Source organism: Deinococcus sp. AJ005 (assembly GCF_009017495.1).
Classification (GTDB): Bacteria; Deinococcota; Deinococci; order Deinococcales; family Deinococcaceae; genus Deinococcus.
Genome location: NZ_CP044990.1, coordinates 566,623 through 586,768 on the forward strand (window position 1 = coordinate 566,623; position 20,146 = coordinate 586,768).

The 20,146-nt window shown below is 63.6% G+C and carries 15 protein-coding genes; all 15 read left to right on the forward strand.

Annotated features, from left to right (window positions below; genetic code table 11):
• Nucleotides 1-31 precede the first annotated feature (31 nt).
• Nucleotides 32-1,786, forward strand: a complete 1,755-nt coding sequence (locus DAAJ005_RS04755; protein ID WP_151846113.1) for a M28 family peptidase — start codon at nucleotides 32-34, stop codon at nucleotides 1,784-1,786.
• Between the two features lie 71 nt (nucleotides 1,787-1,857).
• Complete coding sequence (locus DAAJ005_RS04760; protein WP_151846114.1) at nucleotides 1,858-3,411, forward strand: ABC transporter substrate-binding protein; 1,554 nt, start codon at nucleotides 1,858-1,860, stop codon at nucleotides 3,409-3,411.
• 53 nt (nucleotides 3,412-3,464) lie between these two features.
• A complete protein-coding gene (locus DAAJ005_RS04765) occupies nucleotides 3,465-4,418 on the forward strand; it encodes an ABC transporter permease (RefSeq protein ID WP_151846115.1) in 954 nt (317 codons plus the stop codon).
• Nucleotides 4,419-4,420: 2 nt separating this feature from the next.
• The gene (locus DAAJ005_RS04770) at nucleotides 4,421-5,299 is read left to right on the forward strand and encodes an ABC transporter permease (RefSeq protein WP_226342574.1); all 879 of its coding nucleotides are present in this window, start codon (nucleotides 4,421-4,423) and stop codon (nucleotides 5,297-5,299) included.
• A gap of 8 nt (nucleotides 5,300-5,307) precedes the next feature.
• Complete coding sequence (locus DAAJ005_RS04775; RefSeq protein ID WP_151846116.1) at nucleotides 5,308-6,726, forward strand: M20/M25/M40 family metallo-hydrolase; 1,419 nt, start codon at nucleotides 5,308-5,310, stop codon at nucleotides 6,724-6,726.
• Nucleotides 6,719-8,284 carry an ABC transporter substrate-binding protein gene (locus DAAJ005_RS04780; protein ID WP_192930868.1) on the forward strand — a complete coding sequence of 522 codons (1,566 nt, stop codon included), beginning with the start codon at nucleotides 6,719-6,721 and terminating at the stop codon, nucleotides 8,282-8,284. The genes DAAJ005_RS04775 and DAAJ005_RS04780 overlap by 8 nt, the downstream gene beginning before the upstream one ends.
• 49 nt (nucleotides 8,285-8,333) lie before the next feature.
• Nucleotides 8,334-9,575, forward strand: a complete 1,242-nt coding sequence (locus tag DAAJ005_RS04785; protein ID WP_151846117.1) for a dipeptidase — start codon at nucleotides 8,334-8,336, stop codon at nucleotides 9,573-9,575.
• Nucleotides 9,576-9,589: 14 nt separating this feature from the next.
• Nucleotides 9,590-10,429: an alpha/beta fold hydrolase gene (locus DAAJ005_RS04790; protein WP_226342575.1), complete on the forward strand. Its 840-nt coding sequence runs from the start codon at nucleotides 9,590-9,592 to the stop codon at nucleotides 10,427-10,429.
• On the forward strand, nucleotides 10,426-11,619 hold the full coding sequence (locus tag DAAJ005_RS04795) for a Xaa-Pro peptidase family protein (RefSeq protein WP_151846119.1): 1,194 nt from the start codon (nucleotides 10,426-10,428) through the stop codon (nucleotides 11,617-11,619). The genes DAAJ005_RS04790 and DAAJ005_RS04795 overlap by 4 nt, the downstream gene beginning before the upstream one ends.
• A 72-nt stretch (nucleotides 11,620-11,691) precedes the next feature.
• Nucleotides 11,692-11,976: a cupin domain-containing protein gene (locus tag DAAJ005_RS04800; RefSeq protein WP_151846120.1), complete on the forward strand. Its 285-nt coding sequence runs from the start codon at nucleotides 11,692-11,694 to the stop codon at nucleotides 11,974-11,976.
• On the forward strand, nucleotides 11,973-12,926 hold the full coding sequence (locus DAAJ005_RS04805; RefSeq protein ID WP_151846121.1) for an ABC transporter permease: 954 nt from the start codon (nucleotides 11,973-11,975) through the stop codon (nucleotides 12,924-12,926). The genes DAAJ005_RS04800 and DAAJ005_RS04805 overlap by 4 nt, the downstream gene beginning before the upstream one ends.
• Nucleotides 12,923-13,798 carry an ABC transporter permease gene (locus tag DAAJ005_RS04810; RefSeq protein ID WP_151846122.1) on the forward strand — a complete coding sequence of 292 codons (876 nt, stop codon included), beginning with the start codon at nucleotides 12,923-12,925 and terminating at the stop codon, nucleotides 13,796-13,798. Before DAAJ005_RS04805 ends, DAAJ005_RS04810 begins: the two co-directional genes overlap by 4 nt.
• 41 nt (nucleotides 13,799-13,839) lie before the next feature.
• A complete protein-coding gene (locus DAAJ005_RS04815) occupies nucleotides 13,840-15,381 on the forward strand; it encodes an ABC transporter substrate-binding protein (protein WP_151846123.1) in 1,542 nt (513 codons plus the stop codon).
• Between the two features lie 862 nt (nucleotides 15,382-16,243).
• The gene (locus tag DAAJ005_RS04820) at nucleotides 16,244-17,518 is read left to right on the forward strand and encodes a S8 family serine peptidase (RefSeq protein WP_151846124.1); all 1,275 of its coding nucleotides are present in this window, start codon (nucleotides 16,244-16,246) and stop codon (nucleotides 17,516-17,518) included.
• A 12-nt stretch (nucleotides 17,519-17,530) separates the two neighbouring features.
• Nucleotides 17,531-20,101 (forward strand): HD domain-containing phosphohydrolase, encoded by a 2,571-nt coding sequence (locus DAAJ005_RS04825; protein ID WP_151846125.1) that lies wholly within the window; start codon nucleotides 17,531-17,533, stop codon nucleotides 20,099-20,101.
• Nucleotides 20,102-20,146 lie beyond the last annotated feature (45 nt).

Sequence of the window (20,146 nt, forward strand, 5' to 3'; positions counted from 1 at the left end):
ATTCATACAGTGAACCGATTGAGGGGGAACCATGATCAGCTCCGCAGAGCAGGCCATCCTGGACGCCGTCAACCTCGACACTCCGTGGGAACTGATCGAACGGTTCACCACCCTCAAGCGAGAAGATCCCGAAGACGTGAAGCAGGCCGCGTCGCTGATCGCTGAACGCCTGGGCCAGCACGGCGTTCCGGTGGACATTCACCGCCCCGAACTGTTCCTGAGCATTCCACGCTCGGCCAGCGTCACCATCGGCGACATAACGCTGTTTGCCAAGGCGATGGCGATGAGTGCCATCTTTCCGCAGGGCCTGAGTGCGCCGCTGGTGTATCAACCTAGCGGCTACGCGCTGGACGCCGACGAGTTGTTCTCGCGCCAGGCCCCGGTGGACGAGCTGGACGTGCGGGGCAAGATCGTGGTCAGCGAGGGCTTCGGCATGCCCGGCAAGGTGAGTGATCTGGAACGGCGCGGCGCGCTGGGCATTATCGCCATCAACCCTGGCAAGCGCGCCCACTGGGGCGTCTGCACCACCATCTGGGGCAGCCCGGACCTGTACGACCTGCCGCGCAAGCCGGGCGTGGCGGTGGTCAACGTGAACGCTGAGGACGGCCAGCGCCTGATCGAGTGGGCGCGCGCTGGCGGCGAGGCGACCCTGAAGACCGATCTCAACGAGGGCTGGTTCGAGTCCCCGGTGCCCGTCGTGACCATCCCCGGCACGGAAGAACCCGACAAGTTCGTGCTGCTCCACGGCCACTATGATTCCTGGGACTACGGCATCGGCGACAACGCGGTGGGCGACGCCACGCTGCTGGAAATCGCGCGGGTGCTGTGGACCCACCGCGACAAACTGCGGCGCAGCGTCAAGATCGCGTGGTGGCCGGGGCATTCCACCGGACGCTACGCGGGCAGCACCTGGTATTCCGACGCCTTCGGGCTGGAACTCGACGAGAACTGCATCGCGCAGATCAACTGCGATTCCCCCGGCTGCCGCTGGGCCACCGAATATCAGGACGTGAGCCTGATGCCTGAAACCGAGCGCTTCGCCGCCGAACTGATCCGCGACGTGACCGGCAAGGAACTGCGCGCCGAGCGGCCCCACCAGGCCGGGGACTACTCGTTCAACAACATCGGTCTCAGCGGGTATTTCATGCTGCTGTCCACCATGCCCGACGACCTGCGCGCCGAGAAGGACTACTACGCCGTGGGGGGCTGCGGCGGCAACATCGCTTGGCACACAGAAGATGATCTGCTGGAAATCGCAGACTGCGACATCCTGCTCAAGGACATCAAAATCTATCTGCTGGCTGCCATGCGAACGGCGAACAGCACAGTAATCCCCTTCGATTTCACGCTCACGCTGGATGATTTCAGCGCCACCGTCGAGCGCTACCAGGCGGCGGCGGGTGACCACTTCAGCTTTGAGCCGTTGCGCGCGGAAATCGCCCGCCTGCGTTCCGCCGTGCAGTACCTCGGCGCGCTAGCCGCCAGCCTGAAAGATCAGCCGCTCACCTCGCCCGGAACGCGCGCAGTCAACGACGCACAGATCTGCCTGGCCCGCCAACTCGTGCGGGTGAATTTCACGCGCGAGGCCGCGTTTTTCCATGACCCCGCCGAGTCGATTCCGCCGCTGCCCGATCTGGCCGTGGCCGAGGATTTACCTCACGCCTCCCCGGAACGCATCGGCTTTTACCGCACCCACCTGATGCGTGGACAGAACCGGGTAATGGCGGCGTTGCGTGAAGCGCACACCTCGGTGGAGCGCGCGCTGGCTGTACCAGTCCCGAGCTAAAGAGCCACACCCCCGCACAGCCGAAGAGCAAGTTCCTCCTCGCCCCTCACCGGTACGGAAAGGAGAACCCCATGCCCAAGCGCCTGTTCAGCGTCGGCCTTCTCACGCTCGGTCTCACTCTCACGCTCGGCACGGCCCAGGCCCAGAGCGGCATCCTGAAACTGCCCCTGATCAACGACCCGATCATGAATCCGGTGATCGCTCCTGATCTGGGATCGGTGTTGATCAACAAGGTCATCTTCCCCGGGTTGGTGCGGCCCAACGAGGACCTGCTGCCCGAGCCTGACCTTGCCAAATCGTGGACCATCACCAACGCTGGACTGGTCTACACCTTCATTCTGCGCAATGACGTGAAGTGGCACGACGGCAAGCCCTTCACCGCCGATGACGTGGTGTTCACGTTCAAGGCGGCCACCGATCCCAAGTCCGGATCCCGGCTGGTGTCCGACTTCTCGTCGATCAAGGACGTGGTGGCGGTCAATCCCACCACCGTCCGGTTCACGCTGTCGCGTCCCTTCGCGCCGTTTCTGACACTGCTGGGCCACAACGCGGGTATCCTGCCCAAACACCTACTGGAAGGCAAACCGCTGAACGACGCCACTGCCTTCAACCGCTCGACGCCCATCGGCACCGGGCCGTTCAAGGTGACGCGGGTGGTCCCCGGCGCCAGCATCACGCTGGAAGTCAACAAGGACTATTACGGCACCAAGCCCAAGCTAGCGGGCATGGTCTTCAAAGTTGTCCCAGATATTAATGCGCAGGTGGCCCAACTCCGATCTGGCGAACTCGACTGGGTGAACGTCGAGCCGAATAACCTGGCCAGCCTGCAAAACGATCCCAACATCACGTTGAAGCAGGCCAACGCGGTGCAGCACTTCCTGGTGTTCTTCAACCAGAAAAATCCGCTGTTTGCCCCGGCCAAGGTCCGCGAGTCCATGCAGTACGCGGTTAACCGCAAGGCCATCATCGACGGTGTCCTCAAGGGGTACGCCGACTACCCCACCGGCACCCTGCCCACTGCGCTGAAAAAGTATTACGACAAGTCCATCAAGCCGGTCCAATACGATCCGGCGCGCGCCAAGGCGCTGCTGGCCCAGGCGGGCTGGAAGCCAGACGCCAAGGGGCAACTGGTCAACGCCAAGGGCGAGCCGTTCAAGTTCACCCTGATCGTGGATCGGGGCAACCCCAGCCGCGAGCAGGCGGCGCTGGCGGTGCAGCAGGACCTGAAGAAGATCGGCATGGACGTGACGCTCCAGCCGCTTGAATTTGCCACGCTGGTGCGCGACTACCTGTTGCCGGGCAAATACGACGCCAACCTGATCTGGTGGACCACGCCGCCCGATCCGGACCAGTATTCCTTCTACGCCACCGGCCAGGACAACAACAACGCCTTTTTCTCTAACCCCAAAGCCGATGAACTGCTCAAGCGCGGGCGCGAGACGGCGGACGTGGCGCAGCGACAGAAGATCTACAACGAGTTCCAGCGCCTGGAGATGACCAATCCGCCCGTGCTGGTGCTGTACTACCCCAAGGAGTTGCAGGCCATCCGCAAGAACCTGAGCGGCGTGCCAGACCTGGGCATCCGCGACGCGCTGCGCCACAGCGAGGATTTCCAGTTGAAGTAGGGGAGAGCCTTGATTTCAGGCGGGAGACTTGACGTCTTGCACAAGGAGGAAAGATGACGCTTTCATACCTGCTCAAACGGGTGTTCCACGCCCTGATCGTGCTGGTCATGGTCGGCATCATCACCTTCTTTGTGGTGCGGCTGGCTCCCGGTGGGCCATCGTTGCTGGCAGATCCCAAACTGTCCGCCGTGGAGCGTCAGGCCATCGAGGAGCGGCTGGGTCTCAGCGATCCGCTTCCCGTCCAGTTTGCCAAGTGGGCGGGTCAGACGGCGCGTGGCAACCTGGGCAACAGCTTTCTGTACGGCGCTCCCACGGTGCAGATCATCATGACCCGGCTGCCCAACACGCTGATTCTGGCGGGAACCTCGCTGCTGCTGACGCTGGCGGTGGCGCTGCCACTGGGCCTGGCAAGCGGGCTGCGGCCTGGCACTGCCTTTGACCGGATCACGAGCACGGTCAGTCTGGTCTTTGTGGCTGTGCCGGTGTTCTGGTTCGGGCTGCTGCTGATCATCCTGTTTGCCGTGACCTGGCGCATTCTGCCTGCGGGCGGCATGAACACAGCCGGTCTGGAGGGCAGCCTGCCCGATCTGCTGCGGCACCTGATCCTGCCTGCCGTGGTGCTGTCGGCGGCCAGCATCGCCGAGATCATGCGCTACACCCGCTCCAGCACGCGTACGGTCAGCACGCTGGACTATGTGCGAACGGCCCGTGCCAAGGGGGTGGGCGACTTGGCGCTGCGTTACCGTCACATCCTGCGGAACGCCGCCATCCCGATCCTGACGGCGGTGGGCCTGCAACTGCCGCGCCTGATCGGGGGCGCGGCCATTACCGAGACTATTTTCGGCTGGCCGGGCATGGGCCGCCTGAGCGTGGAGGCCGCGCTGGGCCGCGATTACCCGCTCATCATGGGCATCACGCTGTTCGTGGCGCTGGCGGTGGTGGCCTTCAACCTGCTGATCGATCTGCTGTACCCCTGGCTCGATCCGCGTGTGCGGGCGGAGGCTTAGCGGTGCAGCAGACTGTGCAGCAACCCGCACCGCAATCCGTGGCCCTTTCGCCCGTGCGCCGCAGCGCCCAGAAACTGCGGCGCAATCCGTCCGCCGTGTGGTCCCTGGCCGCGCTGCTGCTGATCGTGGCCTTCGCGCTGCTGGGGCCGCTGGTGTACCGCGTCTCGCCGGAAACCATCGACTTTTCCCAGCAGTTCGCCGGGCCAAGCTGGGCGCATCCGCTGGGAGCCGACGAAAACGGGCGCGACGTGCTGATCCGCCTGATGCTGGGCGGGCGCGTGTCGCTGGCGGTGGGCTTTTTCGCGGTGGCCGTCTCGCTGGTCTTCGGCGTGCTGATCGGCGGCCTGTCCGGGTTCTTTCGGGGCGTCACCGACTCGGTGCTGATGCGCTTTACCGACGGGATGCTGGCGATTCCGGGCTTTTTCATCAGCCTGCTGGCGTTGACCTTTTTCGGCGCGGGGCTGACCCAACTGGTGCTGGTGATAGGGCTGACCTCGTGGATGGGCCTGGCGCGGCTGGTACGCGGCGAGGTGCTGCGCGAGCGCGAGGAACTGAGCGTGGAGGCCGCCCGCGCGCTGGGCGCGTCCGAACTGCGGGTGCTGTGGCGGCATGTGCTGCCGCAGGTGTACCCCACCATGATCGTCAACGCCACCATCGGCATCTCGTTCGCCATCCTGACCGAATCGGCGCTGTCCTTTCTGGGTGTGGGCATTCAGCCGCCGGACGCCAGTTGGGGAAACATGCTGACCGGCGCACAGAACTACATGTACTCGTCGCCGTGGCTGGCGGTCTATCCCGGTGCCCTGATCCTGATCACCGTCGTCGCCTTCAACCTGCTGGGCGACGGCCTGCGCGACGCCACCGATCCCAAAGCCCTGTGAGGAGGAAGATGAACGTTGAAGCCATTCACGACGATTTGAAACAGCATTTCGACGAGGACCTGGAAAATATCCGCCAGTTTCTGCGGCAGCCCAGCATCAGTTATACCGGTGAGGGCATCGCCGAGACCGCGCAGGCGGTGGCCGACTTGATCGCCGGGCTGGGCGGCGAGGCCGGGGTAGTGCAGATGCCGGGACACCCCATCGTGTACGGGGAGTTGTGGCAGGACGCTCCCAAAACGCTGTTGATTTATGGCATGTACGACGTGATGCCCACCGACGAGGACGGCTGGATGGCCGAGCCGTTCGGGGCCGAGATCCACGACCTGCCGGGGCTGGGGCCGAGCGTGATCTGCCGGGGCGCGGTCAACACCAAGGGGCCGCTGGCCGCCTTCTTTACTGCCATGCAGTCCATCAGACGTGTCGAGGGAAAACTGCCTGTCAACCTGCTGTTCGCCATCGAGGGCGAGGAGGAGATGGGCAGCCGCTCGTTTCCCGCCTTCGCCCAGGAGTACGCGGAAAAGCTCAAGCGTGCCGACGCCGTACTATTTCCCTTCTTCGAGCAGGACGAGGCCGGGATGCCCAGTCTGGTGCTGGGAACCAAGGGCATGCTGTACGTCGAGCTGATCTGCACCGGCGGCGAGTGGGGCGGCCCTACCGATCGCGGCATTCACGGCAGCTACAACGCCTGGGTCAAAAGCCCGGTGTGGCGGCTGACCCGTGCCCTCGCCAGTTTTGTGGACGACGACGAGAACATTCTGGTGGACGGGTTTTTCGACGACGTCCGCCCACTCCCGGCAAGAGAGGCAGCTCTGCTTGACGAGCAGATCGACGCTGGCCGCTTTGACGCCGGGGCGTTCCGCGAGGCCTACGCCGTGCGGCAGCTCAAGGACAGCGATGACCGCCGGGCCTGGCACCGCCTGTTCTCGCAGCCGCAGCTCAACATCGACGGTTTGTTCGCGGGGTACACCGGGCCGGAAACCAAGACCGTGCTGCCGCATCAGGCGACGGCCAAGGTGGACGTGCGGATGGTGCCGGACATGGACCCCGACAGGGTGCTGGCCGGACTGCGCGCCCACCTGGACAAAGGAGGTTTCACTGACATCGAGATCAAGGTCTACAACAAGTATCCCTGGTCCAAACTCAGCCTGGATGAACCCGCCGTGCAGGCCATGATCCGCACCTACCAGGGGTTGCACGGCGAACTGGAACTGTGGCCGATCAATCCCGGCAGCGCGCCGTATTACGTCTTCGAGCGCCTGCTGGGCCTGCCGTATGTCACGGGTGGGCTGGGCCACGGCTCGCGGCAGCACTCCAGCAACGAGTACTGCACGGTGGCGGGCATCCTGGAGTTCGAGCGTTCGATGGTCACTTTTCTGGACGAATTCACGCGGGGGCCAGCGGCCCCACAAGGAGAAGAACATGAATAAGACGAATACACGCAAATGGCTTCTGGCAGGACTCCTGATGGCCGGTGGCGCGTCCGCAAAAACTATCGTGTTCGGGCTGAGCGGTGAACCCATCAGCCTCGATCCCAGCGTGACCGCCGACGGCAACACCGCCTACGTGACCACCCAGATCTACAACAGCCTGATCAGCTTCAAGCCCGGCACCGTGGACCTGCAACCGGATCTGGCGCTGCGCTGGACGGTCAGCAGCGACAGCCTGACCTGGACCTTTTACCTGCGTCAGAACGTCAAATTTCATGATGGTACACCGCTGAATGCTGAGGCCGTGCGTTTCAACTTCATGCGCTGGTGGGACCCCAGCAACGAATTCGGTGCAAAAAAGCCGTTCCTGGGCTGGAAGAACAATCTGGGCGGCTTCAAGGGCGAGGACGGCTCTCTGGTCAAGGACATCAAGGTTCGCAATCAGTACGCCATCGACATCATTCTGGACAAGCCGTATCCCGCGCTGGGTTCGATCCTGGCGGATTCCGGGCTGTTTGGCATCGCTTCTCCCACAGCCATCAAGAAGAATCCAGCGCAGTACGGCACACCTGCGGGCATCGCTGTGGGTACTGGCCCCTTCATGTTGAAGAAGTGGACCAGCGGCGTCAACGTCGATCTCGTTCGCAACCCCAACTACTTCCGCGCCGGTTTGCCGAAGTCCGAGGCGCTGCTCTTCCGCTTCGTCAAGGATCCCAGCAGCCGTCTCAACGAGCTGTTGACCGGTGGGGTGGACATTGCCGCCGAACTGCTGCCCGATCAGCTCAAGGCGATCCAGAGCAACGTCAAGCTGAACGCGGTGCTGCGCCCGGCCCTGAATCTGGGTTACCTGGGCCTGAACACCAGTTACAAGCCGCTGGCCGACGTGCGCGTCCGAACCGCCATCGCCAGCGCCCTGAACAAGAAAGCCATCGTGGAGACCTTCTGGACCGGTCTGGGCATCACCGACGGCCACCTGTTGCCGCCGCCACTCGCCAAGAACTATGCCAAGAGCGTGACCGACTACAAATTTGACCCAGCAGCCGCCAAGAAGATGCTGGCCGACGCGGGTTACCCGAACGGTTTCGCGCTGGACCTGTGGTACATGCCCGTCAGCCGTCCGTACTACCCCACGCCCAAGCCGATCGCCGAGGCAATGGCCGCCGACCTGAGCGCCATCGGCATCAAGGTCAACCTCAAGACCGAGGACTGGGCCAAGTACCTGCAAGACCGCCAGGACGGCAAATTCCAGGCGTTTATGCTCGGCTTCGTGTACGTCACCGATCCCGACAGCGCCTACACCTACCTGATCGCGCCCGGGTCCACCACCGACATCACCTGGAACAGCCCGGAAGCCAACACCGCGCTGGAAAGTGCGCGCAAGCTGTCCAATCCCGCCCAGCGCCTGCCCCTGTACCAGAAGGTGGACGAGATCATGTTCAGGGAAGCCGTGCGCATTCCCATCGTCCATTCGCGCCTGCTCGTCGCCAGCGGCGTCGGCGTCAAGGGCTGGATCCCCAGTCCGACGGGGTCCGAGAAGCTCGACACCGTGGAGAAGTAAGTCACCGCGCAAGCACGTTTCTCTCTTGCTTTCACAGTCAGGAGTCAACATGACCGATCTCAAAGATGTCCAGACCACACAGGCTCCCATGCAACAGAAGAACTACAGCGGCTACAAATCCTTTTCGTACCTGGAGGCGGGCAAGGATTACCCCGATTGGCCGCTGACGCCGGAGTTGAACCGCGTGCCCAGCCGCGCGCCCGAAGTCACGCCAGAGCAGGAAGCGCGGGTGCGGCGGCTGTTTCAGGAAGAGCTGATGATCTCGCTGCACGATCACTGCTTTGTGGCCCCGCAGGACCTGTCGCGGTTTCTGGAGTTTCGCCGCTGGGGCCGGGACTTCACCGGCTACGAGGGCCTGAGCGTCTCCGGACTCGACGCCGTGTTCGACAACCTGATGAACGGCACGGCCATGATCACCTCGCGCGGCGGCTGGAAGTGGGACGACACCATCTTTGATCTGGGGATGCGGCTGTCCGACATCGCCCACCAGGAGATGGTGGTGCATTGCAAGACCACCGAAGACATCGTGAGCGCTAAGAAGAACGGCCAGATCGCCTTCATCGTTTCGCTGGAAGGATCGGCGATGATCGAGAACGAGCTGGACCGACTGGACATCCTGTACGGGCTAGGCGTGCGCTGCATGGGCATTGCATACAGCGAGGGCAACGCGCTGGGGGCAGGGCTTAAGGAACCGCGCGACGGCGGCCTGACGGTGTTCGGGCGGCAGGCGGTGCGGCGCATGAATCAGCTCGGCATCGCCATCGACGTGAGCCACAGCGGCGATCAGACTGCGCTGGACACCATTGAGGTCAGCGACAAGCCCATCTTCATCACGCACGCCGGAGCCAGGGCGCTGTGGAACTCCAACCGCCTCAAGCCCGACGACGTGATTCGTGCCTGCGCCGACAAGGGCGGCGTGATCGGTATCGAGGCCGCGCCGCACACCACCCTGACCGAGAAGCACCCGCGCCACAGCCTCGAATCGTTCATGGAGCATTTCGAGTACTGCGTGGATCTGGTGGGCATCGACCATGTGGCGTTTGGGCCGGATGTGCTGTTTGGCGACCACGTGGGCCTGCACCACGCGCTGTCGGAGGCACTGTCCATCGGCGCGTCTCGCGGCCACCTGCAATACGAGGAAGTCGAATACGTGGACGGTATCGAAAGTCCCGCCGAGGCATTTCCCAACATCGTGCGCTGGCTGGTCAAGCACGACTACAGCGACGGCGACATTGCCAAGGCGGTGGGCGGCAACGTGATGCGAGTGCTGAAAGAGGCGTGGTGCCGGTGAGTCAAACTATCGAAGTGAATGGCGTCAAGCTTGTCTATGACGACTCCGGGGCCAGCGCAAACCAGAAGGCCACCATCGTCACCCTGCACGGTGGGCCGGGCATGAGCAGCCGCAACGGGGACTGGGCCGCCTTTCAGCCGCTGACCGACGAATTCCGCCTGATTTCCTATGATCAGCGTGGCAACGGCCAGTCGCAGGGCGGCGAGCCGTACTCGCACGCGCAGTTCGTGGCTGATCTGGAGGCGCTACGCGTTCAGTTGGATTTGGGGAAAATCATCGTGCTGGGCGGCAGTTACGGCGGTTTCCTGGCGCTGGAGTACGCGCTGGCGCACCCGCAGAACCTCCAGGCCGTGATTCTGCGCGACACGGCGGCCAGCAACCGATTTCAGGACACCAGCAAGAAGCGGGCGATGGACAGCGAGTTTCCGATGGACGAGGATTCGTTAGACCGGATGTTTTCCGGCCAGATGCGCGACGATGACGACTTCCGGGCCAGCTTCGCGCAGATTCAGCCGCTGTACACCGTGGAGCGTGATCCTGCGGCAGAAGCCGAGCGCCTGTCGAAAATTCCCTTTCGCTACCAGACACACAACTGGGCCTTTTCGCGCAACCAGCCGAATTACGACGTGGTGGACAGACTCAAAGAAATCGGGGTGCCGGTGCTGGTGACGGTGGGCCGCCACGACTGGATCACGCCGCTGGAGGCCAGCGAGGAACTGGCCGCACACCTGCCAAACGGTGAACTGGTGGTCTTCGATCACAGCGGGCATTCGCCGCAGTTGGAAGAACAGCCCCTCTACCTTCAGACCGTGCGCGAGTTCTTGGTCCGTCACCTGTCGGCGGTGAACGCATGACCGCCCAGCCGATCAGCCGCGAGGAACGTGCTGGGCGAGCAAAGACCGTTTTCGATCATCTTGAATCGCCGCAAGACGCCCTGGTGCTGTTCGACGATCAGTTCATTTTCTACTACTGTGGTTTTGCTTTCTTCCCCACTGAGCGGCCTGTCGCCCTGATCATCACGCGGGAGGGCGAGCGCATTCTGTTCGTTCCGCGCCTGGAACGCGAACACGCCCAGCAGATGGGCGAGACCGAGCGCGTGGCCGATTACCCGGAATTTCCCGGCCAGCGTCATCCGTTGCGGCAACTGGCCGATCTGCTGACCGAACTGGGGCTGGATAAAGCTGCCATCGGCGTTGATCACGACGGCTATCCGCCCGTCATGGGTTACGACGGCCCGGCGCTGAGCGAGGCGCTGCCAGGAGCCACCGTCAGTCGGGTGTCGCGCGCCCTGGACCACCAGATGGCGCTCAAATCGCCCGCCGAGGTGGAGCTGATCCGCGAAAGCGCCCGCTGGGGCGCACACGCCCATCACCTGCTCCAGGATTACACCCGCGTCGGCGAGAACGAAACCGAAGTCGAGGCCCGCGCCACAAAGGAGGCCACCGCCGCCATGATCGCCGCGCTGGGCGACACCTACCGGGGCCAGAATCGCTGGATGAGCGGCGCGGTGGCACTGTACCGGGGGCAGATCGGCGTCCATAGCGCCCTGCCGCACGCCATGACCACCGGGGCGACGTTCCAGCACGGCGATACCCTCGTTACCGGGGCCGGGGCCGCCGTCTGGGGCTACATCAGCGAGCTGGAGCGCACCATGTTCGTCGGAGAGGCCAGCGCCCAGCAAAAGGTCTTTTTTCAGCACATGCTGAACGTGCAGGACATCGCCTTCGACGCGTTGCGGCCTGGCCGAACCTGTGCGGACGTGGATATGGCGGTGCGGGCGTATTACGAGCGTGAGGGTCTCTGGGACCACTGGCGGCACCACGTCGGCCACAGCCTGGGCCAGCGCATCCACGAAAGTCCTTTTCTGGACATCGGCGACATGCGCCCTCTGGAACCGGGTCTGGTGCTGAGCGTCGAGCCGGGGCTGTACGTGCCGGGGCTGGGTGGCTTCCGGCACTCCGACACCATTCTGATCACGGATACGGGCATGGAGCTGCTGACCGATTACCCGCGCGATCTGGACAGTCTCACTTTGCCTGCCTGACCTTGCCTGCCTGAGTGCTGTCTGTCCTGCCGTCAAAGCGCCATAGTGAAAGCCGCAAACAAAGGAGGACGCATGGAACGGCTCACCATGAGCGAGAGTGTCAACGTCGGAGAATTCGCCGCCCTGTCTGCCCGCATCGGCCAGCTCAGTTTTCCCGCAGGAACGGTGCTGCCCCCGAACAGCCATGAGCAGGACGAGATCTCGTTTATTCACAGCGGCGTGCTGCGGGCGGTCAGCGGTGGCCAGAGCTATACCCTGCGCGGCGGCGACGTGACCCTGATCCCGGCGGGGGAAGTTCATGAGGCCGAGGTGCTGGAAGACGTGACCCTCAGCTACGTGCTGCTGGAAAAACCTTGACCGGAGGCTGGCTGGTCCGGCGCGTGCTGCTGGCCCTGCTGGCTGCCTTCGGTGTCGGGGTGCTGGTCTTTACCCTGCTGCGGCTGATCCCCGGCGACGTGGTCACGCAACTGATCGGCCTGGAAGGCAACGTCAGCGCCGCGCAGCAGGCCGAGATGCGCCGCCTGTTCGGCCTGGATCAACCGATCTGGGTCCAGTTCCTGAGCTGGTTCGGGGCGCTGCTGCGTGGCGATTTTGGCGTCAGTCTCCGCACAGACCGCCCCGTCTTCGCTGATTTGCTGCTGCGCTTCCCGGTCACGCTCCAGCTCTCAGCGATGGCCCTGCTGTTCGCCCTGCTGGTGGGCCTGCCGCTGGGCATCCTGGCCGCGCTCAAGCGGGGCAAGGCTGCCGACCTGATCTCCAGCTCCTTTGTCCTTGTCGGCCTGGCCGCGCCGGAGTTCTGGCTGGCGATCCTGCTGATCCTGCTGTTCAGTCTCAACCTGGGCTGGTTCCCGCCCAACGGCTACGTTTCGCCCGGCGAGTCACTGATCGGCAACCTCAAGAGCCTCTTTCTCCCCGCGCTGGCGCTGAGCTTCGGGCTGGCCGCCGCCACCACCCGGATCGTGCGGGCCAGCTTGCTGGACGTGCTGTCACAGGACTACATCCGCACCGCCCACGCCAAGGGACTCAGTGGCGGCTCTGTGGTGATCCGCCACGCGCTGCGCAACGCCCTGATTCCGGTGATTACGGTGATCGGCCTTCAGGTGGGCAACCTGCTGGGCGGGGCCGTGATCATCGAGCAACTGTTTGGCCTCCCTGGAATCGGACGCTTCGCGCTGGAGGGCATCAACCTGCGTGACTACCCGGTGGTGCAGGGCGCGGTGCTGTGGATCGCCGTGAGCTACGTGCTGGTCAACGTGGTGGTAGACGTGCTGTACGGCGTGATCGACAGCCGGGTGCGCTACTCGTGAGCGCTGCCTCTCAGCCCGAATTCGCTGTTCCGCGTTCGCCCGTCCGCCGCGCCGCGCAACTCTTTTTCCGCACGCCCAGCGGTGTGGTGGGGCTGGCCCTGGTGCTGCTGGTGATCATCTGCGCCATCTTCGCCGCCCAGATTTCCCCGTATGACCCGGTAAAATACCTGCCCGCCGACCGGATGCAGGGACCATCGGCCCGGCACTGGCTGGGGACCGATCTGTACGGGCGTGACCTGCTGTCGCGGGTGATCTATGGCAGCCGCATCAGCCTGTCGGTCAGTGTGCTGAGCGTGTCGTTCGCGCTGATCGTCGGCGGGCTGCTGGGCGCACTGGCGGGCTTTTACCTGAAATGGGTGGACACCCTGATCATGCGTCTGACCGACGTGCTGCTGGCATTCCCGGCCATTTTGCTGGCCATCGCCCTGCTGGCCTTCCTGGGCGGCGGCTTCTGGAACCTGACGCTGGCCATCGCGGTGGCCTTCACCGCGCCGTTCGCGCGGGTGGTGCGGGCCGCAGTTCTGCGCAGCCGCGACACCATGTTCGTGGAGGCCAGCACCGCCCTGGGCGCGTCCGACACCCGGCTGCTGTGGCGACACGTCCTGCCCAACTCGCTGGGGCCGATTCTGGTGGAGGTCACGCTGCGGCTGGCCTACGCCATTCTCGGCGAGGCGGCCCTCAGTTTTCTGGGCCTGGGCACGCAGCCGCCCGCCCCCGCCTGGGGCCAGATGATCGCCGATGGACGGCCTTTCCTGGAACTCAACGCCTGGATCTCGGTGGCCCCGGGGCTGGCGATCATGGTCACGGTGCTGGGCTTCAACCTGCTGGGGGACGCCCTGCGCGACGCCCTTGATCCCCGGCTGGGCCGCTAAACTCTCTTCACATCCACTGCACGTCCCCCACAGGAGGACCCATGTTCAACAATAAGCACACCGTTCGCACCCTCGGCCTCAGCACCCTGCTCCTGCTCACTGGCGCGGCCACCACCGCCCAGGCCCAGACCGCCGGGGGCATCCTGCGCGCGGGGATGCAGGCCGATCCTGTGGGCCTCGATCCTCATGTCACGCAGGCGACGTCCACGCGCAACCAACTGGAAAACGTCTACGACACCCTGGTGGCCTTCGATCCCAGCGGCAAGATCGGGCCGTCGCTGGCCACCAAATGGACCACCAGCAAGGACGGGCTGACCTGGACCTTCACGCTGCGAAATGATGTGAAGTTCCACAACGGACGGGCCTTTGAGGCCAGTGACGTGGTGTATTCCATCAACCGCATCAAGGACCCCGCCACCAAATCCCCGCGCAGCGGCGACTTTGAGCTGATCAAGAGCGTGACCGCGCCGAACAAGACCACCGCCGTGATCACCCTGAGCAAACCGTTCTCGCCGCTGCTGAGCAAGCTGGCCTTCTCGCTGAACGTGATCGTGCCCAAAGAGGCGGCGGCCACCCTCAACACTAAGCCTGTCGGCACCGGCCCCTTCTCTTTTGTCGAATACGTGCCGCAGACCCGCATGGTGCTCAAGAAGAATCCCAACTTCTGGGGCAAGGACGCCAAGGGCAACAAGCTGCCGTACCTCGATGGCATTACCTACTCGTACCTGCCCGACGCCACGGCGCGCGTGACCGCCCTGCGGACCGGCAACGTGGACTGGATCGAGTACGTGCCGTCCACCTCGATCCAGACGCTTAAATCAGATGCCAACGTGAATGTGCTGGGTGGCCCCGCCGCCAATTACCGGGCAATCTTCTTCAACGTGGCGCAAAAACCGCTGGACAATCCCAAGGTGCGCCGCGCCATCGCCTACGCCATCAACAACCAGGAAATCGTGGACGTGGCGCTGCTGGGCGTGGGCGGAATCGCCTCGCCTGGCACGGTGTTCCCGGACGGCAGCTACTACGCCGCGCCAGACGCCAGCTACGGCAAACCCAATCTCGATAAGGCCCGCGCCCTGCTCAAGGAGGCGGGTTACCCGAACGGCTTCACGCTGGACCTCAAGGTGACCAGCACCTACGACTTCCTGCGCGTTCCCGCCGAAATCATCCAGGCCCAGCTCGCTCCCATCGGGATCAAGGTCAACATCAATGCACTGGAATGGAGCGTGTTCCTGCCCGATATCCTGGCGAAGAAATACACCGCCACGATCCTGGGCGAGAGCGGCCAGGGCGACCCGGACGACTACCTGTACACGCCGTTTGCCTCCGACAGTGGCGGCAACCTGACCAACTTCAAGGACGCCACCATCGACAAGTGGCTGGACCAGGGCCGTCAGGTGGCCGATCCGGCGGCCCGCAAGAAGCTGTACGTGGACGTGCAAAAACGTCTGGTGGACCTCTCGCCGATGGTGTTCCTTTACTCCAGTACCCAGTACGAGGCCGCGCGCAAGGCCGTTCAGGGGTACGCGCACTTCCCGAACACCAGCTATATCGGGCTGCGGACCGCCTGGCTCAAACGCTGAAGCCTGATGAGGAGAGAGCGGTAGCCATGACCAAACAGTAACGGTCTGAACTTTTGCAGGTGGGCGCGAACATCTTGATGTTCGCGCCCACCTGCTTGACCTGATACGGACTCCGATTGAATCGTTTGCAAAACGATGGAAATCCGAGCGGACGCGACAGGGAGAAGGACGGGTTCCGGGCGTGGAGTGTGGAGACCTACGCTTTCCCGATCTCTACACGAAACAAACGGAATCTGTATGAGTCGCGGCCCAGACTGCTGCCGTTGACCCGCTCGCATGGCAAATCCACCGACGACAGAGCTGGCACTTGCGGAAGAATCTCTTCTGGTAGTCGCACGGCCTGACGGCCCATTTCCTGCCGAGGAATGCGGGAGTGTGCCCAGCCCCCTGGCAGCTCCGCGCCGAAAACAGGGTCGCCCAGCAAGGCGAAGCCGAAGTCTGCGGAGCTGTGTAGCCCAAGACGGGCCGCCGCCAGCCCTACGGATTCTGTGCATGGCTGGCGGCCAGCATCTCATACGGATTCCGTTTTTCTCCTTCTCGCTCCGCTCGGATCACAGGTGTTTACAACACTTTTTAATCGGAGTCCGTATCACGCGGCGTCAGCTTGGGATGGCGTGCCATGAAGTTCAGGCTGGGGGTTCGGCCAGCACGTTTTCCAGGGGAACTGCGCTCATCTGGCCAGGAAAACTAGGTGCGCCCAGGTTCGTTGTGCCTGCCCACAACCTGGCAAACGCTTCGACTCTGCTGTCTTCAGAGCTTCATGAATTTTTTCTCAGTGCTGATATGAAAGTTGTCAGGGGCTGGCGGGCAGACTCGAGGAGCCTTAAGACTGTCCCAACCCCTCTTTTCCAGGAGTCCCGCCATGAAGAATAAATTTGTCCCCCTCAGTCTGCTGACCCTTGGTCTGCTATCCGCATGTTCCGGCACAGCTCCCACCGCCGCCTTGCCCGCTCCCCAGGAACGTTTTGCCCGTGTGGCTCTGGTCCCGCTGGAAGCTGGCGACACGCCGCAGAGTCTGGCCCAGGCGGTGGGCGGCGAAGTGCTGAGCTGGAACGATGCCGGGTGCGCTTCCGGCGACGAGGCCAACTGCACGGCCATGATCGGCGTGAACGAGAAGCTCAGCGCTCAGAACCTCCATGCCCTGGGCGGACGGACGGTCTATGTCGAGCCGAACAAGGATGTCTTCAGCGGCGGCGGCACCATGACGGCCACGATGGGCGGCAGGATCAGTATGTGGTCTGGTGGGCAGTTTTCCCAACTTCCCGAAAATACTGCGCTGTGGCAGAAGATTCGTCTCGAAGAAGCGCAGCAGTTGGCACCCAAACTGGGACAGGGAGTGACTGTGGCCGTGATCGACACTGGCTTGGACCTCCAGCATCCGGCCTTCGACGGCGCTCTCACAGATCCCTCTGACTGGTACGACTTCTACTCCGATGATGCGATCCCGCAGGACGAGGGAACCTCTGGTGACAAGGGGTACGGTCACGGTACCAACGTGGCGGGCATCGTCTTGCAGGTGGCCCCGGAAGCAAAGATTATGCCTCTGCGCGTGCTGGGTCCAGACGGGTCCGGTGACGTGGTGATGGTGGCAAAGGCCATTTTCTGGGCCGCTGCCCATGGGGCCGACGTGATTAATCTGAGCCTGGGTAGCAGCGAGAATTCCAAAAGCGTGCAGTTCGCTATCGATTGGGTCACGCTTAAGGGGGTGCTGGTGGTGTCATCGGCGGGCAACAGCAACCTGAACACGATCACCTATCCGGCAGCCAATGCCAGTAATGGTTACCACAGCGGCAATTACAGCCTGAGCGTGGGCAGCGTCGCTCTGAACGATGTCAAGTCCAGCTTCTCGAACTATTCTTCCAGCCTGAAGATGGTGGCCCCTGGCGAGAATGTCTACGCCCCGGCCCCGGACGGACGCATGACGTCCTGGAGCGGCACCTCGATGGCCGCGCCGATGGCGAGCGGCGGTCTGGCGCTGGCGCTGGGTCAGCAGGGATCGTCAGCGCGACTGGTCGAGAATATGGCCGGGAATGCAGCGGACATTTACAAGATCAGCGCCAACGGGCTGTACAAGGACAAGCTGGGACAGAAGGGCCGTCTGGATCTGGTGCAGTTCCTCGGCCACGCCAGCGATTAAGGACCACTGGTCATGACCGTCAATCGCCGTCCGCCGTCTGCGCTGCTTTCTGGAGCGATCCAGACCCAGATTCAGGCCTTGCACTGTGCCATCCCTGAACTGCTGGGTGTTGATCCGGCCCAGGCACTGACCCTGGCCCAGACCTGCTGCTTGCTGACGGCGGATTACGATTCCAGTGAGGCTGCCGAGAGCCGGGTGCTGCTGGGCCGGGCGCTCCAGGCCAATGGACAGCGGACAGAGGCATTGGAGGAATTCCGCCGCGCCGCCGACAGTTTCGCTCATCTGGGACAGCCCACTGCTGAGGCCGAGGCCCAGGGGTTCGCGGGCAAGTTACAGCTTGATCTGGGACATTTTGACGAGGCGGCGGAGCATCTGGAACGGGCCATAGGGCTTTCCCAGGAGCAGGCGGATGGACAGGGCATTCAGGCGACGGCACTCAACCACCTCGCCATCGTCAACCACCATCAGGGCAAAGTGGCTGAAGCTCTGGGACTGCTTCACCGCGCCCTCGGACTGCGTGAACTGGAGGGGAACGCCACGGGCCAGATCAACTGTCTGACTAACATCGGCAACATTCAGATGTGGTTCGGGCAGTATGGGGATGCCGTCAAATCACTGACGCAGGCCTACACCCTCTACAAGACGCAGCCTGCCGACCTTAAATTAGAAACCCCGATTCTGCACAATCTGGCCCACGTCCACAGCATGCGGGGGGACAACGGGCTGGCAATTGAGATCATGGAGGCGGCCTACAAGTCGGCAGTGGGGTCCAGGGACCAGCAGATTCAGGCCGCTGCCAGTCTCAATCTCGGTATGTGTTGCCTGGATGCCCGGCAGTTTGACCGCGCGCGCGAGTATCTGCAACTGGCCCTGGATCTCAGCCGCGCACTGAAATATCAGGTGGGCGAACTGCACGCGCTGGACAGCCTGGGCAATCTGTATCAGCAGACCGAGGAACCGGCGCGGGCGGTGCAGACCATCGGGGAAGCGCTGGGGATCGCGCTGGAAATTGGCTCGAAGCAGGGCGAGCTGGAGGCCCGGCTGCAACTGGGACGGCTCTACCTGCGACAAGGGGTGCTGGACGCCGCCCAGCAGGAACTTGAGACGGGCCTGAGCCTGGCCATCGGCATCCAGTCGGCCAAAGAGCAATCCGAGGCGCACGAAGCGCTGGCCGAATATTTCGAGCGACGCGGCGATCTGGGGCAGGCGCTGGCCCACAGCCGCGAACTGACCCGCATTGAGCGCGAGTTATTTAATGCCGAGCGGGACCGTCAGACCCGCAACCTCAGCATCCAGTTCGAAGTCGAGCGTGCCCGCCACGACGCCGAGATTTACCGCGTGCGGACTGACGTGGAGCATGAGGGCCGGCAGCGCGCCGAAGAGCAGGTGCGGGTGCGGACTGCCGAACTGGCCCGCGCCCAGCAGGAGGTGGTCACGCGCCTGGCGATGGCCGCCGAATACCGCGACGACACCACCGGGGAACATACCCGGCGGGTGGGGCGGACCTCGGCCCGGATTGCGCTGGCGCTGGGCTGGCCGGAGAGCCAGGCCAACGTGCTGGGCGTCGCAGCGCGGCTGCACGATGTGGGCAAGATTGGGATTCCAGACAGCGTGCTGCTCAAGCCAGGCAAGCTCGATGCCGCCGAATTCAACCAGATGCAGACCCATACCCTGATCGGCGCGCGCATCCTGTCGGGGGGGCGCTCCGAGTTGCTGCGCATGGCCGAGGAGATCGCCCTGACGCACCACGAGCGCTGGGACGGCAGCGGCTACCCGCGTGGTCTGTGTGGCGGCCAGATTCCACTGTCGGGCCGCATTGTGGCGCTGGCTGACGTGTTCGATGCCCTGACCCAGGCGCGGCCCTACAAGCGGGCCTGGAGCGCGCAGGAGGCCCTGGATGAAATCCGCAAGCAGACGGGCGTGCATTTCGATCCGCAACTGGTGGAGCTTGCCCTGGAAGTCCTGACCCAACCGGACGCGCACGGGGCGGACGGGGGCGAGGAGCTTCTCCCGCTGGAGCAGGAGGACGCCAGCCACATGCTGACCGTGTTTGAGCAATTGCTGGTGGAACGCACCCGTGAACTGGACCAGGCACGCGCGGAGACCGAGCGGCTGGCCCTGACCGACAGCCTGACCGGACTGGGCAACCGCCGGGCGCTGGAGCAGGGGCTGGAACGCACCCTGAACGAGGCGGCCAGAGACGGCAAAAGCTTTACCGTCATTTCGTTTGCTCTCGATAGATTGGAAGGCGTCAACGACCTTCATGGGCACGCCCATGGGGACGACTTTCTTCATAGCTTTGCGCTTGCGCTGGCCGAGAATTTTGCCGATGTGGGGCCAGCTTACCGGATTGGCGGTGATGAATTCGCCATCGTGTCCACGTTAGTGCTGGAAACGGAAGCCCTTCACCACCGGCTGCTTCAGACCCAGTCTCAGATGCAACGTTGCGACTTCGAGGCGGCCACGGCCAGCATGGGAACCGCCCAGTACCCGCAGGACGCCCAGACTGCCGGGGATCTGCTGCGGCTCAGCGATCAGCGCATGGATCAGGCCAAACTGTCGCGGCGGCGTGGCCTGCACTGAACTGGGCCTCACGTTCTCACCGTCAGGGTGTCTGCCATCGCTCAG